The sequence below is a fragment of the Mycobacterium sp. ML4 genome (assembly GCF_054515735.1).
Map to the genome: position 1 here is coordinate 54,568 of NZ_JBTNSY010000020.1, position 16,993 is coordinate 71,560.

Below are 16,993 nucleotides of genomic sequence, written 5' to 3' on the forward strand. Positions count from 1 at the left end.
CCATAATTGTTACTGAGTAGATAAGGTTCGCCGCAACCGGTCCGCGGACCTGCCGAGCCGACCGGGCAAACTCCGCCCTAATGCGTCGACGGCTCCGGTGTCACCGATTGGCCCGAGACCGGTGCACGCGGCTCTGGCAGGCACTGACCGTCGCAGCCATCATGCAGATGACGGCCGGCACGATCAGCGCGTGCGACCCGAATCGCGCTCCGAAGACGACCCCTGCCACCGCACCGGCGGCAAAGAGCAGCAGTGTCACCGCGAGGATCGCGGCCTTCCACTTCTCGGTCCGGTGCCGGACGCTGCGACCGATGATCAGCCCGAGGTCGGTGACGGTGCCGGTGAAGTGCGTGGTGCGCACGGCCATTCCCCGGAAACTCGAGCTCAGTCCGTTCTGCAGACCGAGAGCCGCCGCGGCGAACATCGCCTGAAACACCGACTCTTCCACCCCGAGCGCCGCGAGCTGGGCCCGTATCAGGTTCTCCTCCACTCCGGCGGCGACCAGTAAGAGCACCGCTTCGAGGACCAACACCACGGCGTGACGCCGGTCGGCAGGGGTTTGAGAAGGGCCCAGCAGCAGTCCTGCCAGCACCGCACCCACCAGGAACCCCGACAGGATGGCCACCAGCAGGTGGCCTTCATACATCCAGGGGTTGGCGGTGTTCATGCCGATCTGCGTCGTCACCGCGGTCAGGTTGCCGACCGGAAAAGCCAGGATCAACAGCGCCACCGCGTTGACGAAGCCCGCGGTCAGCGCCAGCACGGCGCCGTAGCCCAGCAAATGCTTCTTATGGCCACCGGCGGCCCGGTCAGCATGGCTGCGCATCAGCATGGTTGTCGACAGCTCCCCCGTGTCCGCTCGGCGACCTGGCGAGACATTACCAAGTTTTTTGGCTTCCGGCTCCGCTTGCGTGGCGCCAGCACAGTCCAAAGGCATTGGGCGACAAGCTTTTATACCGAAAGATCTGAATTTGGCCAGAGCGGGGCGGGGTCGCGCGTCGCCGTCCGGCGGCGCGATCGCATCGTGTTCTGCCAGGACACCAAGCTCACGGCTAACCGGCGGTGCGGACCACTCAGCAAATGCTCGTGGGTTCATTCGCCGAGACCCGGGTAGTCGGTGACCGCCTTGTTCACCACCGACTCGAGCTCCGCGGCCAGCAGGAACCGGTCAGCGACCAGCCCTTCGGCGGCACGCCGCACGGCGGCGGTGTAGTCGTCGCGGGTCGGGTAGCGCTGGGCGATCGGCGGGCACCCGGGCGCGAACGGCAGCTTGCTGCCGATGCGCTCGTACAGCACGTCCGGCAGCTCCTCGACGAACTGCCGGGCATTCCAGCCGGTGTAGGCAGCCAGCGGCGCCGCGACCGCGGGCAGCCGGATGCCGGCCACCTCGTTGCCGTCCTCGTCGACCGCCGACACGAGGTCGACGTGTGACGAGCAGGGAAGCCAGGCGGGCGCCGGGGTGTTCGCGTAGCCGAAGCCTGAGAGCACCTCCTTGCGGGCGACCGCGGTGCCGTCGCTGGTCCGTGGCACCCGGCTGGCCGGCGGCTCGATCCCGTCGACGACCCAGGCCTCCAGCGCGATCAGCAGTGCCCGGGTGACGGGAGTGACGTCGATGTGGTGCACCGGGTTGGCAGCGGGCAGGGCGTTCTTGATCTTGCTGCTGCCGAAGTGGTCGGTGCCGGCCAACAGGTAGGTGCGCACGTCGGGGTCCTCGGGCAGATCCGCACCGGTGCGCGGGTCGACGTGCACCAGCGCACCATCGCCCTGCCAGTACTCGGTGGCGCTGTTGGCAAACACGACCTTGGGCACGCCGCCGAGTTCGCGCTGCCGAGCGAGCAGATCCGCGTTGCCGACCGGGCCGGCTGCCCCGGCCTTGCCCCCGCCCGGCGTGGACGGCTGAGCGTACCGCTGGTTGAACTCGCCGCGGTTGGCGCCGGCGAAGTCACTGAAGACGCCATCGAACACCCGCATCCCGGACTCGTCGATGTTCAGGCCATCGGACAGGAACTGGCGAAGCAGCCGGCCGGCCTGGGAGACGCCGTAGGCGAAGGTGTGTTCGATGCTCAGCAGGTGGTCGGCCCGCAGGTGGGAAACGACGTCCCGGATCGCCAGCAATCCGCAGCCGGCGATCGGGGCCAGCGACGTCCGGTACACCAACTCATACCAGTGGAAGGGCTGGAACCCGCCGTCCAGGGCAACGTGGGTCTGGTCGGTGAAACGCCACTTCTGGCGTGCAACGACGGTCGGGTCGGCGTCGGGGGCGGTCCGCACGGTCAGTACCGCGTCGGGGTCCTGCAGGTCGATGGTCGGGTAGTCGGTGAAGTTGAACAGCACGTCAGCGCCGGGGATCGACTCGATTTCGGGTGCGGAGAAGCTGAGCCGGTGGTCGTCGTGCGCCGAGTCCGAGCGCCATTCCAGCCGCATGAAACCGGGCTCCACGTCGGCCTGCGGTGCGGTCAGCCCCAGGATCGCCGGACCGCGCTGCACATCCCACTGCCAGCCGCACGAGGCGATGGTCCAGCCGCGCTCGAGCAGGAATCCGTTCTTCAGCCAGGGCGCGTTGGTCGGAACGCCGCGGTTGGGCACCACGAACAGCAGCTTGCCGTTGCCGCCGCTGACCGGGCGGATCAGACGCAGGTCGGCCTCGAAGCGCACCATCCCGTCGCTGTCGCGTGGTGCCAGGTCGAGGTCGGCGATGCGCTCGTTAGCCCGGTACTCGGGGTCGACGGCGAACGTGACCGTCGCCTCCACGTTCTCGTAGCGGCTGTCGGTGTGCGGGTAGACGTTGTTGACCTGGACTGACTCGACTGACATCTCGGCACCTCCCCGGTGGGTATGTCCCAAGGTTTCGGCAGGGCCCTTGATGAGTTCTTGAAAAGTGCTTGGCGCCCACGCCAAGAAACGCGCAAGGATTTCGCAAGCCGCGCCGGCGCTTTGCCATGATCGACGGATGTTTCGGCTGCTGTTCCATTCCCCGCGCATCGCGCCGAATACCGGCAATGCCATCCGGACGGTCGCGGCCACCGGTTGTGAGCTCCATCTGGTGGAACCCTTGGGTTTCGATTTGTCGGAACCGAAACTGCGCCGGGCCGGGCTGGACTATCACGACCTGGCGTCGGTGACCGTGCACGGTTCGCTGGAGCAGGCATGGCAGGCTTTGGCACCGGCGCGGGTTTACGCGTTCACCGCCCGGGCCACCGTGCGGTTCGCCGATGTCGCCTATCGGCCCGGCGACGTGCTGATGTTCGGCCCGGAGCCCACGGGGCTGGACGCGACGATATTGGCCGATCCGCACGTCACCGCTACGGTGCGGATTCCGATGCTCGGTGGGCGGCGCTCACTGAATCTGTCCAACGCCGCCGCCGTGGCGGTCTATGAGGCGTGGCGGCAGCAGGGATATCCCGGAGCGGTCTGATCCGCCGGGCCTGCGCGTATCGGGGCGCCGACCGCGGGCACGTTGCGTGGCGCCGACGGGGCGGCGCCTGGCCGGGCGGCTGGTCGGCAACCGCGGATCCGGCCGGGCGGGCGTGGCGAGATGAGGCTGATCGGACGCGTGGCGGCCGGTAGCAGGCCTCGCACACGCAGAAGCAGGCTCGTGCTGAGCACGAGCCTGCTTTCCACAGGGCACGTTTTGGGGGGGCAGGGGGAAACGTGCCACAGCTTGGGGGCGCCGTTATGTCGGCGCAGATATCAGGCGCAGTCCTCCGCGTGGAAGGCAGGGGCGGTGTAAGCGTCTTCGGTCTCCTGGAACAGAATCTCGTGGCTCATTTGCTACTCCCTTCAGGCGAAGCTTTTGCGATGTCTTTGTTGTCACTTAGATTGCCCGACGCAGGACATCAGCGGGGTCCCCCGATAGGCCCTGTTGGGGGTTGAACTCCGTGTCCACCGACTGGGGGACAAACAGGGGACGGTGCACCGGTTACCAGGTGTTCCAGTGCGTCAGGCTCTCGGCCGGCAGACGTTTGGCCGGGCGGAAGTCGGTGCCCCTGGTGTAGGCGATCGGAAACAATCCGCCCTGGCTGTACTCGTCGTACGGGATGCCGAGAATGTCGGCCACCGTGCGTTCGCCGTCGTCGAGCAGGTGCAGCGTGGTCCAGCAGGAGCCCAGCCCCCGCGAGCGCAACGCCAGGCAGAAACTCCACACCGCCGGGAACAACGATGCCCAGAAGGACACCCCACCGATCGGCGAGCTGGCTTCCCGGCCGCTGATGCACGGAATCAGCAGGACCGGCGCCTCGTGCATGTGCTCGGCGAGATAGGTCGCCGAGTCGCGGACCTTTGCCATCCGCTCGCCGCGGCTGTCGTCGTACTCGGGTGCCGGTGAGCTGAGGTAGCCGCTGGCGTTGGACAGGTAGACCTCGCCGATGGCCTTCTTCGTGTCCGCGTCCTCGACGAACACCCACTGCCACCCTTGGGAGTTGGAACCGGTCGGCGCCTGCAGGGCAAGTTCGAGGCATTCCAGCAGCACCTCGCGCGGCACCGGCTTGTCGAAGTCGAGGCGCTTGCGAACCGAGCGGGTGGTGGTGAGGACTTCGTCGACAGTCAGGTTCAGAGCCACCCGTGGAGATTACCGTCGGGGCTCATTGCAGGCAGTACAGCGTCGACCAGAACCGTCGGGCCGCATCACGGGTCCGCTGATCAGGCAGACATGTGGTCGCCGAGGAGTCCGGCTCTCGTACTGGCGCGTCGCTGATGCAATCGAGCAAGGCGATGGACAGGTCCTGCACGTCGACATCCATCTCCCAAGCGGCGGCACGTAGTCTCGCCCAGGCCAATTCCGCATTGCAGGACAATCGACCCATGATCGCGCCTTGGCTCGATCGATGGCACTGCGCGAGACCACCAGCTTCAACGCATCATCAACGGCGGCACCATCTTGAGCGGTCGCGACGATGAGCGCTGCACAAACGACTTGTTCATAACCGATCAGCGTCGTGATTGTGCTGGCATCGGCGGGTCCGCTGAGGGTGCAGGTGAGTGCGATGGTGCAGCCTGGCCCGCAGATTCCCGGCAACGCAGCGGCGCCTTTGACGTCGTTCCAAGCCTGTTTCGCCCCGCCTTCTATCCGGGCAAAGGCTTCCCTGTTCAGGTGCGGCCAACGTTCGTCCGACCAGAGGTCCAAGCTGATGACGGGCACCTCATGGCGAAGAGCGTCGACAAGCGGGCCGGCTGACCCTTTCACTTGAGCGGCGATCAGACCGGACTCGACTCCGCTCGCGGCCAAACAGCGAGATTGCCGTCGCCCGCTGCTTCGTTAAACACGATGGACGAACCGATCACGCCGGGAATGTCGTCGCTGATGCGCTCGAGTATCGCGTTCAGCACGATGATCAACGGCGACTGAGCCAAGACCTGTGATTCGAGTGCATTCACCTCGGCACGCCTTCCCGATGCCGCCTACGTTCGAATCGCCGCTGGATTCAGTCCGTCTTTCTGACAGTCGTGATGCGGTCCAGCCCCGAGATTTCGAGCAAGGTGGTGATAGGAGCCGACGAGGGAGTCAGCAGCGTCACCTTGGTGAGCGCTGCCGCGGAAAATAGGGCTCGCATCGCGGCGCTGTCGCAGTAGGTGACGCTCCGAAGATCCACGATGAGCGACGAGGCGCTGCGAGCCGCCGTTTCGAGTAGAGAGCCGAATGCTTCGACGTTCGCCAGATCGATGTCGCCGTCGGCGGTGATCGTCGCCGGATCGGTTGGAGTACCGCCAGACACAGTGAAATGCGGCCCGCTCATGCAGGCATTATTCATTGTTCGGGCTCCGGCCGGCGAATTCTGGCACAGACGCAGCTGCACACGCGACATCCAGCCGGCGCACCTTGCGCACGCAGCGTTGACCGTCAACCTGAATCGGCGCCAAGCGAACTCACAATTTCTTCAGCATCTCGATTCTGGTCCCGTCGTCGGTGGGGATGACCGTAACCACGTCGAACTTGGCCCTCATCACCACGATGCCGTGACCACGATGAGGGTCGACGACCCGCGGCCGGTGCCAGCGACCATTGTCGGCGATAGTCACCGCCAGCCCCTGCGCCGTGAGTTCGGCTGTCACGTCCATCAGAACCGGGCCGGAGCTTTCTCGGGTGGCATGCTCGACGCAGTTGGATGTCGCTTCGCCGATAGCCAACAGCACCTGCCCAGCGGTATCGCCATCAATAGCCGCAGTTGACAACCAACGCCGCAGCCGGGCGCCCACTGCGGCGAGATTCGACGCGGTGGCGGGCAGCCGCACCCGCAAAGCCGGCGGGGCATGACGATAGATCAACACCGCGACGTCGTCGTCGTATCCGTCCGGGGGCATCAGTTCCGTCACCACGCGGTCGGCCACCTGCTCCGGATGCAGTTCGGCGCAGTGGTCAAGAAGCGCAGCCGCTCTGTCGATACCCACGGTCAGGGATTCACCCCGGCGCTCGATGAGCCCATCGGTGTAGAGCAGTAAAGTCGCACCGGCCGGCAACACCATCTGCGCCTCCGGGCGCGGCAGATCGGCAGTCGTTCCCAGTGGCAGCGACATCGCGCTGTCGAGCAGTTGCAGGTAGTTACCGGGGGCAATCACGATCGGGGGTATGTGGCCGGCGCTGCTGTAACGGATGGTGGAGGTGGCTTTATCGATGACCGCGCAGAACGCAGTGGTGCACATCGCCGCCGGCATGCGGCGCCCGAACAGGTCCAGGTCGGTCAGCACCTGAGCGGGTTCGGCTGCTCGCAGGAGCAGCGCCTGGGCAGCGGATCGCAGCTGTCCCATGACGGCCGCGGCCGGTAGGCCGTGACCAACACAATCGCCGACCATGATTCCCGTGCGGGTCTCGTCGAGTACCACGACGTCATACCAGTCGCCACCCACCGCCAAAGGCTCGGTCGCCGGGGTGTACCGCACGGCGAACCCATGCGGCAGCTGCGTCGGCCCCAGAATGGCGTGCTGGAACGTGAGAGCCGCTGCCCGGGTCAGTTCGTCCTCGCGAGCGATGATCAACGCATGGGCCAGATCTCGGGCCAGGTCCCGAAAGAGGTCACCGTCCTCGACCTCTGTGTCCAGTTCCATCGCGAGTGCCGCCGCCGCTCCCGGTCGGCCCAGCGAGGCGGTAAGCAGCCGGGTGCCACGCGTGGTCGGCTCGCTCCGGACCGACGCGGCGGGACGATTCAGGGCGGCACCCAGGGCTTCCAGCACTTGCGGATCGAGTTCGCCGTCCTCAACTGCGTCTGGCCAGCTGAGGAGCATGCGCTGGCCAGGGTCCAGCGTCCACGAAGCGACGAGCTGAATCGCTCCGAAAATGCTCATCAGCTGCTCAGCCGCCGCGGAGAGCAGAGCGCGTGTTGACCGGTTGGGCGCCAAAGCTGCCGCGAAACGCGACACCGTCGCCTCACGTTGCCGGAAGAGGCGCTCGACGGTGACATCTCGCGCGGTTCCAACGAACATTCGCCGGCCGTCATGAGTATCGGTCACCGTCGCGGATGTGCAGTCGATCCACACCCGACGCCCGTCGCGATGGCGCAAAGGTAGGCAGAAGTGACCACGGCCCTCGTCGAGAGCCTGCTTGTGGGCATCCTCGACGAGCGACCAAGCTTGCGGATCGGACTGGGCTGTCGGCACCCACGGTTGCGGCCAGGGGTAGGGAAGTCCACCCGCGTCATAGCCGGTCATCGCCAAAAAGGCCTGATTGGCCTCGATGACGGTTCCGCGTTCGTCGGCCAGGAAGAAGCCTTCCTGCATCGAGTCGGTCAAGGTGCGGCGAAACTCCGCCTCCCGATTGCGGAACGCCGCCATCTCCACGTTGGACTGCACCCGGGCAAGGAGTTCGGCGGTCGAGAATGGCTTGGCCAGATAATCGTCCGCCCCCGCGGAAAGGCCACCGAAGGCTGCCTCCGCGCCGGCCCTGGCCGAGAGCATGATCACCGGCAGCGAAGCCGTGCGCGGATCCGCACGCAATTGCTTCAACAGCCCAAAGCCGTCAAGTTTCGGCATCATGACGTCGGTCAGAATCAGGTCCGGGCGGTGGGCCAGTGCTAGTTCGATACCTTCAAGGCCGTCGGCCGCTTGCAACACCCGCCAGTGCGCGGTGAGTACACCTGCGATGAACGTGCGCATGTCGGCGTTGTCTTCGACCACCAGAACACACGCCTTTGCCGCGTCGTCCGTCGTACCGGCGGGCTCACCATCTTTGCGGGCGGGTATGTCCTTCGCGTCATCCCACAACGCGTCGATAGCCGACATCGCCGCACGAGTCGACGCGGCGGGCGCCATCACCTCGCTGGTGATGGCCTCGCAGTGCAGGGGCAATTGCACCGTAAAAGTACTACCGACGCCTTCTTCGGAAACCACACCCACGCTGCCGCCGTGCAGACGCACCATTTCGGCGACCAGAGCCAAGCCGATTCCGGTGCCCTCGTGGCTGCGGCCGGGGCGTCCCCGTACGCGGTGAAACCGGTCGAACAGCATTGGTTGCTCTTCGTCGGCGATACCAACTCCGGTGTCGCGCACGGACAACTCCACTACGCCGGCACCCTGGCGCAGCACTACCTCGATCTCCCCTGCCAGGGTGTATTTGACCGCGTTGGACAGCAAGTTGAGCACGACTTTCTCCCACATGCTGACGTCGACGGCAATCGGTTGCGCGAAGGTATCGATGGAACTGAACAGCCGCAACCGCGCTCGCTCCGCGGCCGGGGCGAAGGAATCGACCAGCTCTCTGGTGACCGCGCTCAGGTCGACGAATTGGCGCTCGGGTTGCTTCTTGCCGGCTTCGATGCTGGCGAAATCGAGAAGATCATCGACCAGCCGACGCAGCCGGGTGGCGTTACGTTGGATGATTTCGAGCCGCTGCCGTTGCAGCGGCCCCAACGGCTCGCGCACGTCGTGCAAGCTGTCTTCGACCGGCGCGGCGATCAGGGTCAGTGGGGTCCGCAGCTCATGGCTGATGTTGGCGAAGAAATCGCTCTTGGCCTTGTCGAGTTGGGCCAGCGCTTCGGCACGGCGGCGCGATGATTCATACGCCTGAGCATCGCCGATCGCGCGGCCCAACTGGGCCGATACCAGTTGCAGATGCCCCCGAAACTCGTCGTCGAGCACCCGATGCGGTGTGACGCCCGCCGCCACCATTACCGCAGGCAGATCGTGATCCCCCGGCTGCACCAAGAGCATGGCCACCGTCGCCGGCCGGTCGTCCCCGACGGCGTTCGCTCCGGTGGACACCTGCCACTCGGGTGGCATCGAGACGAACCGCACCGAGGCACCACCTGACGGCGCGGAGTCACCACCCCACCCTCCGTCCAGCAACGACGGGGGCACGGTCGATACGGGCGACGAGTCCGTGAGGCCCATCGATGCAATAAGGCACGGCGTCTCCGAACCGGGACCACGCGCATAGGCGACCGCAAAGGGGATATCCGAGCGGTCCTCGGCCAGTGCCGATAGAGCGGCTACGCACACCGTCTCCACGCCGGCCCCATCCTGGGTGGCAGCCGACGCCGTCTTTTCCCCGAGAGCCCGTAGCCCGCGCAGCCGGCGCTCTCTGATCACCCGTTCGGTGGTCTCCACGACCGCGGTGAAAACAGCGCCCACTGCTCCGGATTCGTCGTGTATCGGGCTGTAGGAATAGGTGAAATAGGACTCTTCGAGATAACCGGGACGGAACGTCGGCAACAGTTGGTCGTCGGAAAACGTCGCCTTGCCCGTCTCGAGCACGCTGTTGAGCTGGGCACCCACGATATGCCACACCTCCGGCCAGACCTGCCTACCCGGTCGGCCCAGCGCGGGGTGTTTCTGCGGTCCCAGGATCGGAATCCAGGCATCGTTGTAGAGGAGCACTAGGTCGGGACCCCACCAGATCACCATGGGATACCTGGAGCTCAGACAGATGCCAACAGCGGCGCGCAGGCTGGCCGGCCAGTCCTCGGTCGGCCCCAGTGTTGACGAAGACCAGTCGAAGCGGGCCATCCGCGCCGCCATTTCGCTGTCGCCGACGAACAGCGCCGCATCCGTTGGCCGCTCGGGGCCACCGACACCCGAAGCAGCCATCTTCACCCTCCATGCGTCGTGCAGCGAGAACCACCCTAACGTTGCGAGCCGTGGACGAGGCGCTTTTATGCGCCTGCTCAGCATTGAGGAATTTTCCCGCTGTGAAATCACTTCCGGTGAAACGGCTTAGCGGAAGTCCCGGGACTTCGAGCCGACGGCCAGGCTGATGCGGCCCAACCGCTCGGCCACGACGGTGATGGCCCCGCTGGCGTTCTGCACCTGGCCCCGGATCAGCAACGCCGGCGCCGAATGCGCGAGCTTGCGGTGCCGCGACCACACCCCCGGCGTGCACAGCACGTTGACCATCCCGGTCTCGTCCTCCAGGTTGACGAACGTCACCCCCTGGGCGGTCGCGGGCCGCTGGCGATGCGTCACCGCCCCCGCGATCAGTACCCGGTCTCCGTCGGGCACCGAACCCAGCTCGGCCGCCGGCACCACCCCCATCGCGTCGAGATCGGCCCGCAGAAACTGGGTCGGATAGCTGTCCGGGGAGACGCCGGTGGCCCATACGTCCGCGGCGGCCAACTCCAGCTCACTCATCCCGGGCAGCTCGGGGACGTGTGACGACGAGCCCACCCCGGGCAGCCGGTCCGGACGTTGGGTGGCCGCGGCCCCTGCCGCCCACAGCGCCTCCCGTCGGGACATTCCGAAGCAGCCCAGCGCTCCGGCCGTGGCCAGCGCTTCGGTCTGCGGCACGGTGAGTTGCAGCCGGGACGTCAGGTCCAGCAAAGAGATGAACGGGCCCTTGGCTTTTCGGTCCTCGGTCAGCCTCTCGGCCAGGTCGTCGCCGATATGGCGGACGGCGCCCAGCCCCAATCTGACCGCATTCCCCGCGTCTTCCAAGGTCGCATGCGCCAGGCTGGCGTTGACGTCCGGACCGTGCACCAGCACCCCGTGCCGGCGCGCGTCGGCCACCAACGACTGCGGCGAATAGAAACCCATCGGCTGGGCACGCAGCAGTGCCGCACAGAACGCCGCCGGGTGATGCAGCTTGAACCACGACGAGTAGAAGACCAACGACGCGAAGGACAGTGCGTGGCTTTCCGGGAAACCGAAATTGGCGAACGCCTGCAGCTTTTCGTAGATCCGGTCGATCACCTCATCGGAGGCGCCGTGCAGGGAGCGCATGCCGTCGTAGAACCGGCCGCGTAGCCGCTGCATGCGTTCGGTCGAGCGCTTGGAACCCATGGCGCGCCGCAGCTGGTCGGCCTCGGCGGCGGAGAATCCGGCGCAGTCGACCGCCAGTTGCATCAGCTGTTCCTGAAACAGCGGCACGCCCAGCGTCTTTCGCAGGGCCGGCTCCATGGAGGGGTGGTCGTAGACCACCGGGTCCAGGCCGTTGCGTCGCCGGATGTAGGGGTGTACCGACCCGCCCTGGATGGGCCCGGGACGGATCAGCGCAACCTCCACCACCAGGTCATAGAAAATCCGGGGCCGCAGCCGCGGCAGGGTCGCCATCTGGGCCCGCGACTCCACCTGGAACACGCCCACCGAATCGGCCCGGGAGAGCATCTCGTACACCTCGGGCTCGGAGAGGTCGAGTCTGGCGAAATCCACCTCGATGCCCTTGTGTTCGGCCACCAGGTCCCGCGCGTAGTGCAACGCCGAGAGCATACCCAGCCCCAGCAGGTCGAACTTCACCAAACCGATTGCCGCGCAGTCGTCTTTATCCCACTGCAGCACGCTGCGATTTTCCATGCGCGCCCATTCCACCGGGCACACATCGGCGATGGGACGGTCGCAGATCACCATGCCACCGGAGTGGATGCCCATGTGCCGTGGCAGGTTGCGGATCTGCTCGGCCAGGTCGACCACCTGATCCGGGATGCCCTCGATATCGGCGGGCTGCCCGCTCCAGTGGCTGATCTGTTTGCTCCACGCATCCTGCTGTCCCTGCGAGAACCCCAGGGCGCGCGCCATGTCGCGCACCGCGCTGCGCGCCCGGTAGGTGATGACGTTGGCCACCTGAGCGGCATAGTCGCGACCGTATTTGTCGTAGACGTACTGGATCACTTTTTCGCGCTGATCCGACTCGATGTCGATGTCGATGTCGGGCGGCCCGTCGCGGGCAGGTGACAGGAACCGCTCGAACAGCAGATCGTTGGCCACCGGATCGACCGCGGTCACCCCCAGTGCATAACAGACCGCGGAGTTGGCCGCAGACCCCCTGCCCTGGCACAGAATGTCGTTACGCCGGCAGAACCGGGTGATGTCGTGCACCACCAGGAAGTAGCCCGGAAACTGTAGCTGGGCAATGACTTTCAGTTCATGTTCGATCTGGGCATACGCCCGTGGGGCGAGGTCGGCCGACCCGTAGCGGTCGGCGGCGCCCGCCATGGTCAACGTGCGCAGCCAGCTGTCCTCGGTGTGGCCGTGCGGGACGTCGAACGGCGGCAGCTGTGGCGCGATCAACGCCAGGCCGAAGGCACACTGTTCGCCGAGCGCGGCGGCGGCGGCCACCGCCTCGGGCCGCTGGGCGAACAACCGGGCCATCTCCTCACCCGAGCGCAGGTGTGAGCCGCCCAGTGGGGCCAGCCATCCGGCAGCGGCGTCCAGGGATTGCCGGGCTCGGATGGCACCCATCGCCATGGCCAGCCGGCGTCGCGACGGTGCCGCGAAATGGGCCCCGGTGGTGGCGAGGACGCCGACCCCGAAATGCGGCGCAAGTTCGGCCAGCATCGCGTTGCGTTCGTCGTCGAGAGGCTGACCGTGATGGGTGAGTTCGATGCTGACCCGTTCGGCGGTGAACCGGTCCACCAGATCGGCCAGCGCCCGTTTCGCCGCTTCCGGGCCGCCCGCGCAAAGCGCTTGCCGCACCGCCCCTTTGCGGCATCCGGTGAGAATGTGCCAGTGTCCGCCGGCCGCTTCGGTCAAGGCGTCGACGTCATAACGCAGCCTGCCTTTCTCGCCACCGGCCAGATGCGCGGCGGCCAGTTGCCGGGACAGCCGTCGGTACCCTTCCGGACCACGCGCCAGCACCAGCAGATGAGGACCGGGTGGATCCGGTTGCCCGGTGCGCGCCACCGACGACAACGACAGCTCGGCGCCGAACACCGTGCGCACGCCGAGTTCGGTAGCCGCTTCGGCGAACCGCACCGCCCCGTAGAGGCCGTCGTGGTCGGTCAGCGCGAGGGCACGCAGACCCAGCCGGGCGGCCTCCTCGACCATCTCTTCCGGCGTGCTGGCTCCATCGAGGAAGCTGTACGCCGAATGCGCATGCAGCTCGGCGTAGGCGACCGACGACCGCGCCGGCGGGCCGGCCGGTTTAGCGGTGTAGGACCCGCGCTTGTGCGACAACGGAGCGTCACCGGCCGGCACGACGGGAACCACCTCACCGGCATGGCGCGGCTTGCCGTCGAGCACCCGTTCCATTTCAGCCCAACTCGGTGGCCCGTGATACCAACCCATGTCGTCCAGCTTATCGAACGTCTGTTCGATCAGCCAGTTAGGCTTACGGCACGCGACGGCCCCTCGAACAGTGTGACAACGGCGTCCGAACGATTCGCGAACAGCGCCGCGCGCCGGCGCATCGCCGCTGTTAAAAGCGCCTTTATCTGCAAAACACGTTCTTAACCTGGCTGACCTCCCCAGGTGCGGGCACCGCCCCGATACTGGTACAGATTGGAGAAACGACGGCGGGGGCTGGGCATGGCACGACACACGACACCGGACAAGACGACACCGCACCCGGGACAATCCAGAGCTCCGGACTCGGGCCGACACGCCGCAATGACCACCGGAGCACTCGCCGTGGTGGCCGGCCCCATCCCCGGCCCCAGCGAGATGAAAGATCTGCTGGCGCAACGGTTCGCGCTGTCATACGACATCTCTGCGCACGTGCAACGAGCGGCTCTCCCGGTCCCCGGCGACGAGAGCGAACTGTTCGGCGTCATCGCCCAGGCCCTGCAACGGCCGCTCGACGCCGACCGCCCACCGTGGGAATGCTGGATCATCGAAGGTCTGCCGGACGACTGCTGGGCGGTCCTGATCAAATCGGCTCAAGAGTCCGCTGCGGCACACCTACTCGCCCGGCTCTGCGAGGACGCCAGCGACATGTACACCGATCCACAAGCCGCCGAAACCCGTTCACCCGTCGGGTCGGCCAGCTGGGCCGACATCGTGAGGCAGGCGGCGAGCCGCGCCGTCAGCGGTGCCCTGCGCCCTGCACGGGCCGGCAATCGGCCGCCCACCATGCGGCGCTACCGTGCGGTGGTCGTCCCCCGCGGCGCCGTCGACCACCTCTCCCGCAAGTTCGGCGTCCCTGCCGACGACGTCGCGTTCACGGCGATCACCGCGGCATTCCGCGCGGTGCTGATGCAACGCGGTGAACAGCCGCGGGCAGATTCGCTGCGCGTGTCCGGGCCGGCGTTGACGCACCTGCCCGTCGATCACCAGAACCCCATCCAGCAGCTGCGCGCGCTGTGCGGGCAGACCGGTCCCAGCGCCGCACCAGCGTCCCCTTTCGCATTGTGCGCCAGGGCATTTCAGGCGCTGACCCGTTCACCGCGACACGCCGTGACGCTGGCTGCCGCCGCTCCCGGACCACGATTCCGGTTGCGGCTGATGGGTCGACGGCTCGAGCGGATCCTGCCGATCCCACCTACCCACCCGGGTATCGGGGTCACGGTGCTCAGCTATGACGGCGACCTGGTCTTCGGCATCACCGCCGACTACGACGCCGCCCTGGACATCGACCGGCTTGCCGCCGGCATCGAATCGGGCATGGCGCGGCTGATCGCGTTCAGCCGGGACTCGGTAGTGCTGTTCGACCGCCGGCGCAAGCGCCGCGCACTGCCCAACGGCGCGGCACGGTGGCGGCCGTCACCGGCGCCCGCGCGAGTACGCCACTGACGAACACCCGCATCGACCACCGTGAGAAGGTGGGGCATGCCGGTGACCATCGATCCACGCCATCACGATGCGGTGTTGTTCGACGCGGCCTTGCCGTCTTCGCCACCGCTGCTCGACCGCCTGCACGATGTTCGGGTCGGTACCGCCGTCTGCGCACCCGACGGGATGGTCGGTGCGGCCCAGCGGTTGGGTACCCGGCCGGGCCGATGCGCGGTCGTCGCATCGGATGCACCCGGTGTCGCGACCGCCCGGCGCGCCGGTTTCGCGCTGGTGATCGCCGTCGGCCGCGCGCCGGTCGATGGCGCCGACGCGGTGGTTGCCGCGCAAGATGAGGTCCGCGTTCGCACCGGAGACAAGCACATGTCCGAGCTTCCCGATGCGCGGGTCGCGGTCGACCTGGCCGGCCGGGCGCCCGCGGTGTTCTTCGACTTCGACGGCACCCTGTCGGAGATCGTCAACGATCCCGACGCGGCCCGGCCCGTCGCCGGTGCGCCGGAGGCACTGCAGGAGCTGGCCGCGCAATGTCCGGTCGCCATACTCAGCGGCCGCGACCTGGCCGATGTGTCCAAACGCGTGGGCCTGCCCGGCATCTGGTATGCCGGCAGTCACGGGTTCGAGCTGACCGCACCCGACGGCACCCATCACCAGAACGAGGAAGCGGCGGCGGCCATACCGGTGCTCGAGGAGGCCGCGGCCCAGCTGCGCGGGAAACTCGGACCGGTTCCCGGTGTTGTGGTGGAGCACAAGCGCTTTGGCGTGGCCGTGCATTACCGCAACGCCGCCCGCGACCGGGTCGGTGAGGTGGCGGCGGCGGTGCGTACTGCGGGACAGCGCGATGCGTTACGGGTGACCACCGGTCGCGAAGTCATCGAGCTGCGCCCGGACCTCGACTGGGACAAGGGCAAGACGCTGCGCTGGGTGATGGACCATCTCGGTGCCCGGGCGGGCCAGCTCCTGCCGGTCTATCTCGGCGACGACATTACCGACGAGGACGCGTTCGACGCGGTGCGTGCCGACGGCATCCCAATTCTGGTGCGGCACAACGACGACGGCGATCGAGCCACCGCGGCGCTGTTCGCTCTCGACAGTCCGGCCCAGGTCGCCGAGTTCACCCGTCGACTGGCCCGGCAATTATCTGACGCTGACGTGAATTAACCACTGAAACTTCGCAATTCCGCTAGCCGAAATCCGTATGCGGCTTCGCGATCCGAGTCAGTCTCCCGGGCAGTTCGTTCGGGAGGACTGCCACGTCGCGCAAATCGGGCCGCCGTAGGTAAAATACACGACGCGACGCGCCGTTTGGCCGTCGTGAAGTTCACGCTCGGCGCCCCGTTCACTCTTGAGAGCAACCTGTCGGACCACCTGCTGGCCGAAGCGAAGGTGATAGCCGCGAGAACATCCCGTTCACTCGGCTCTGTTCTGGAGGACGCGTTACGCGCCATGCTTCGGCGCGAGGAGGACAACGGTGGTAGCCGCGAGTTCCGGCTGCCAACGCACGGCGCCGGGGGTTTTCAGACCGGCCTCGATCTGCACGACAAGGAAGCCCTCGCCGAACTGATGGGCGACAATGCTGCTCCTTGATGTGAACGTCTGCATTTTCGCTATTCGCGAGGACAACAGCGTAGACCATCCGACATACCGGACCTGGCTTACCGAGATTCTTACCGGCGATGAACCGGTAGGGATAAGCGAACTCGCGCTGTCTTCGGTAGTTCGGCTGCTCACCAACCATCGAGTGTTTCGGCAGCCGAGCACCACGCGGCAAGCGTTGGACTCGTGTCGTGCGTTGCGTTCAGCACCAGCCGCCGTCGCGTTACGGCCAGGACCTCGTCATTGGGGCATCTTCGAATCCCTATGCGCCGAAGTCGGCGCCAAGGCCAACATTGTCCCCGACGCCTATCATGCCGCGCTCGCAATCGAAAACGGCGCGACGTGGATTACCACCGACCGCTCATTCGCTCGATTTCCGGGCCTACGCTGGCGGCTTCCGTTTGGTATGTCGTCGTGACCGCAACGCCGTCGCCGCACATTTCGGGTGCGGTGCGGCAACGTGTCGGGTCAGCGTTGGGTAACACACGGGCACGATGAACGCCGGCACTCTCGGCACGGGCGTGCGGCAGCCCTGACCACG

The 16,993-nt window shown here is 66.6% G+C and carries 13 protein-coding genes; 5 read left to right on the forward strand and 8 right to left on the reverse strand.

Annotated features, from left to right (window positions below):
* Positions 1 to 100: 100 nt before the first annotated feature.
* Positions 101 to 826 carry a YoaK family protein gene (locus ACX9NE_RS21625; RefSeq protein ID WP_459363119.1) on the reverse strand — a complete coding sequence of 242 codons (726 nt, stop codon included), beginning with the start codon at positions 824 to 826 and terminating at the stop codon, positions 101 to 103.
* 266 nt (positions 827 to 1,092) lie between these two features.
* A complete protein-coding gene (locus ACX9NE_RS21630) occupies positions 1,093 to 2,814 on the reverse strand; it encodes an alpha/beta hydrolase domain-containing protein (RefSeq protein ID WP_459363118.1) in 1,722 nt (573 codons plus the stop codon).
* 136 nt (positions 2,815 to 2,950) lie between these two features.
* On the opposite strand from ACX9NE_RS21630, the gene ACX9NE_RS21635 reads away from it, so the two are divergent.
* Positions 2,951 to 3,415, forward strand: coding sequence for a tRNA (cytidine(34)-2'-O)-methyltransferase (locus tag ACX9NE_RS21635; RefSeq protein ID WP_459363117.1), 465 nt, complete (start codon positions 2,951 to 2,953; stop codon positions 3,413 to 3,415).
* A 504-nt stretch (positions 3,416 to 3,919) separates the two neighbouring features.
* Here the strand turns inward: ACX9NE_RS21635 and ACX9NE_RS21640 are convergent.
* From ACX9NE_RS21640 to ACX9NE_RS21665, 6 genes are all read right to left on the reverse strand, one after another.
* Entirely contained in the window at positions 3,920 to 4,558 is a 639-nt protein-coding gene (locus ACX9NE_RS21640) for a nitroreductase family protein (protein WP_459363116.1), read from the reverse strand.
* A gap of 22 nt (positions 4,559 to 4,580) precedes the next feature.
* A complete protein-coding gene (locus tag ACX9NE_RS21645) occupies positions 4,581 to 4,802 on the reverse strand; it encodes a hypothetical protein (RefSeq protein WP_459363115.1) in 222 nt (73 codons plus the stop codon).
* A gap of 391 nt (positions 4,803 to 5,193) precedes the next feature.
* The gene (locus ACX9NE_RS21650; protein WP_459363114.1) at positions 5,194 to 5,373 is read right to left on the reverse strand and encodes a hypothetical protein; all 180 of its coding nucleotides are present in this window, start codon (positions 5,371 to 5,373) and stop codon (positions 5,194 to 5,196) included.
* A 47-nt stretch (positions 5,374 to 5,420) separates the two neighbouring features.
* Positions 5,421 to 5,801: an STAS domain-containing protein gene (locus tag ACX9NE_RS21655; RefSeq protein ID WP_459363113.1), complete on the reverse strand. Its 381-nt coding sequence runs from the start codon at positions 5,799 to 5,801 to the stop codon at positions 5,421 to 5,423.
* A gap of 61 nt (positions 5,802 to 5,862) precedes the next feature.
* On the reverse strand, positions 5,863 to 10,011 hold the full coding sequence (locus ACX9NE_RS21660) for a SpoIIE family protein phosphatase (RefSeq protein ID WP_459363112.1): 4,149 nt from the start codon (positions 10,009 to 10,011) through the stop codon (positions 5,863 to 5,865).
* A gap of 126 nt (positions 10,012 to 10,137) precedes the next feature.
* On the reverse strand, positions 10,138 to 13,419 hold the full coding sequence (locus tag ACX9NE_RS21665) for an error-prone DNA polymerase (RefSeq protein WP_459363111.1): 3,282 nt from the start codon (positions 13,417 to 13,419) through the stop codon (positions 10,138 to 10,140).
* A 321-nt stretch (positions 13,420 to 13,740) separates the two neighbouring features.
* On the opposite strand from ACX9NE_RS21665, the gene ACX9NE_RS21670 reads away from it, so the two are divergent.
* The 4 genes from ACX9NE_RS21670 (at position 13,741) to ACX9NE_RS21685 (ending at position 16,870) form a co-directional block, all read left to right on the forward strand.
* A complete protein-coding gene (locus tag ACX9NE_RS21670; RefSeq protein WP_459363110.1) occupies positions 13,741 to 14,862 on the forward strand; it encodes a wax ester/triacylglycerol synthase domain-containing protein in 1,122 nt (373 codons plus the stop codon).
* Between the two features lie 36 nt (positions 14,863 to 14,898).
* Positions 14,899 to 16,017: a trehalose-phosphatase gene (gene otsB, locus ACX9NE_RS21675; RefSeq protein ID WP_459363109.1), complete on the forward strand. Its 1,119-nt coding sequence runs from the start codon at positions 14,899 to 14,901 to the stop codon at positions 16,015 to 16,017.
* Between the two features lie 153 nt (positions 16,018 to 16,170).
* Positions 16,171 to 16,443, forward strand: coding sequence for a hypothetical protein (locus tag ACX9NE_RS21680; RefSeq protein WP_459363108.1), 273 nt, complete (start codon positions 16,171 to 16,173; stop codon positions 16,441 to 16,443).
* Entirely contained in the window at positions 16,430 to 16,870 is a 441-nt protein-coding gene (locus ACX9NE_RS21685; protein ID WP_459363107.1) for a TA system VapC family ribonuclease toxin, read from the forward strand. The genes ACX9NE_RS21680 and ACX9NE_RS21685 overlap by 14 nt, the downstream gene beginning before the upstream one ends.
* Positions 16,871 to 16,993 lie beyond the last annotated feature (123 nt).

Excerpts from the sequence above, each read along its gene's own strand:
- ACX9NE_RS21625 (WP_459363119.1), bottom strand. The coding sequence starts at position 826 with ATGCGCAGCCATGCTGACCGGGCCGCCGGTGGCCATAAGAAGCATTTG.
- ACX9NE_RS21670 (WP_459363110.1), top strand. The coding sequence starts at position 13,741 with ATGACCACCGGAGCACTCGCCGTGGTGGCCGGCCCCATCCCCGGCCCC.
- ACX9NE_RS21660 (WP_459363112.1), bottom strand. The coding sequence starts at position 10,011 with ATGGCTGCTTCGGGTGTCGGTGGCCCCGAGCGGCCAACGGATGCGGCG.
- ACX9NE_RS21630 (WP_459363118.1), bottom strand. The coding sequence starts at position 2,814 with ATGTCAGTCGAGTCAGTCCAGGTCAACAACGTCTACCCGCACACCGAC.
- otsB (WP_459363109.1), top strand. The coding sequence starts at position 14,899 with ATGCCGGTGACCATCGATCCACGCCATCACGATGCGGTGTTGTTCGAC.
- ACX9NE_RS21685 (WP_459363107.1), top strand. The coding sequence starts at position 16,430 with ATGCTGCTCCTTGATGTGAACGTCTGCATTTTCGCTATTCGCGAGGAC.
- ACX9NE_RS21645 (WP_459363115.1), bottom strand. The coding sequence starts at position 4,802 with ATGGGTCGATTGTCCTGCAATGCGGAATTGGCCTGGGCGAGACTACGT.
- ACX9NE_RS21635 (WP_459363117.1), top strand. The coding sequence starts at position 2,951 with ATGTTTCGGCTGCTGTTCCATTCCCCGCGCATCGCGCCGAATACCGGC.
- ACX9NE_RS21665 (WP_459363111.1), bottom strand. The coding sequence starts at position 13,419 with ATGGGTTGGTATCACGGGCCACCGAGTTGGGCTGAAATGGAACGGGTG.
- ACX9NE_RS21655 (WP_459363113.1), bottom strand. The coding sequence starts at position 5,801 with ATGTCGCGTGTGCAGCTGCGTCTGTGCCAGAATTCGCCGGCCGGAGCC.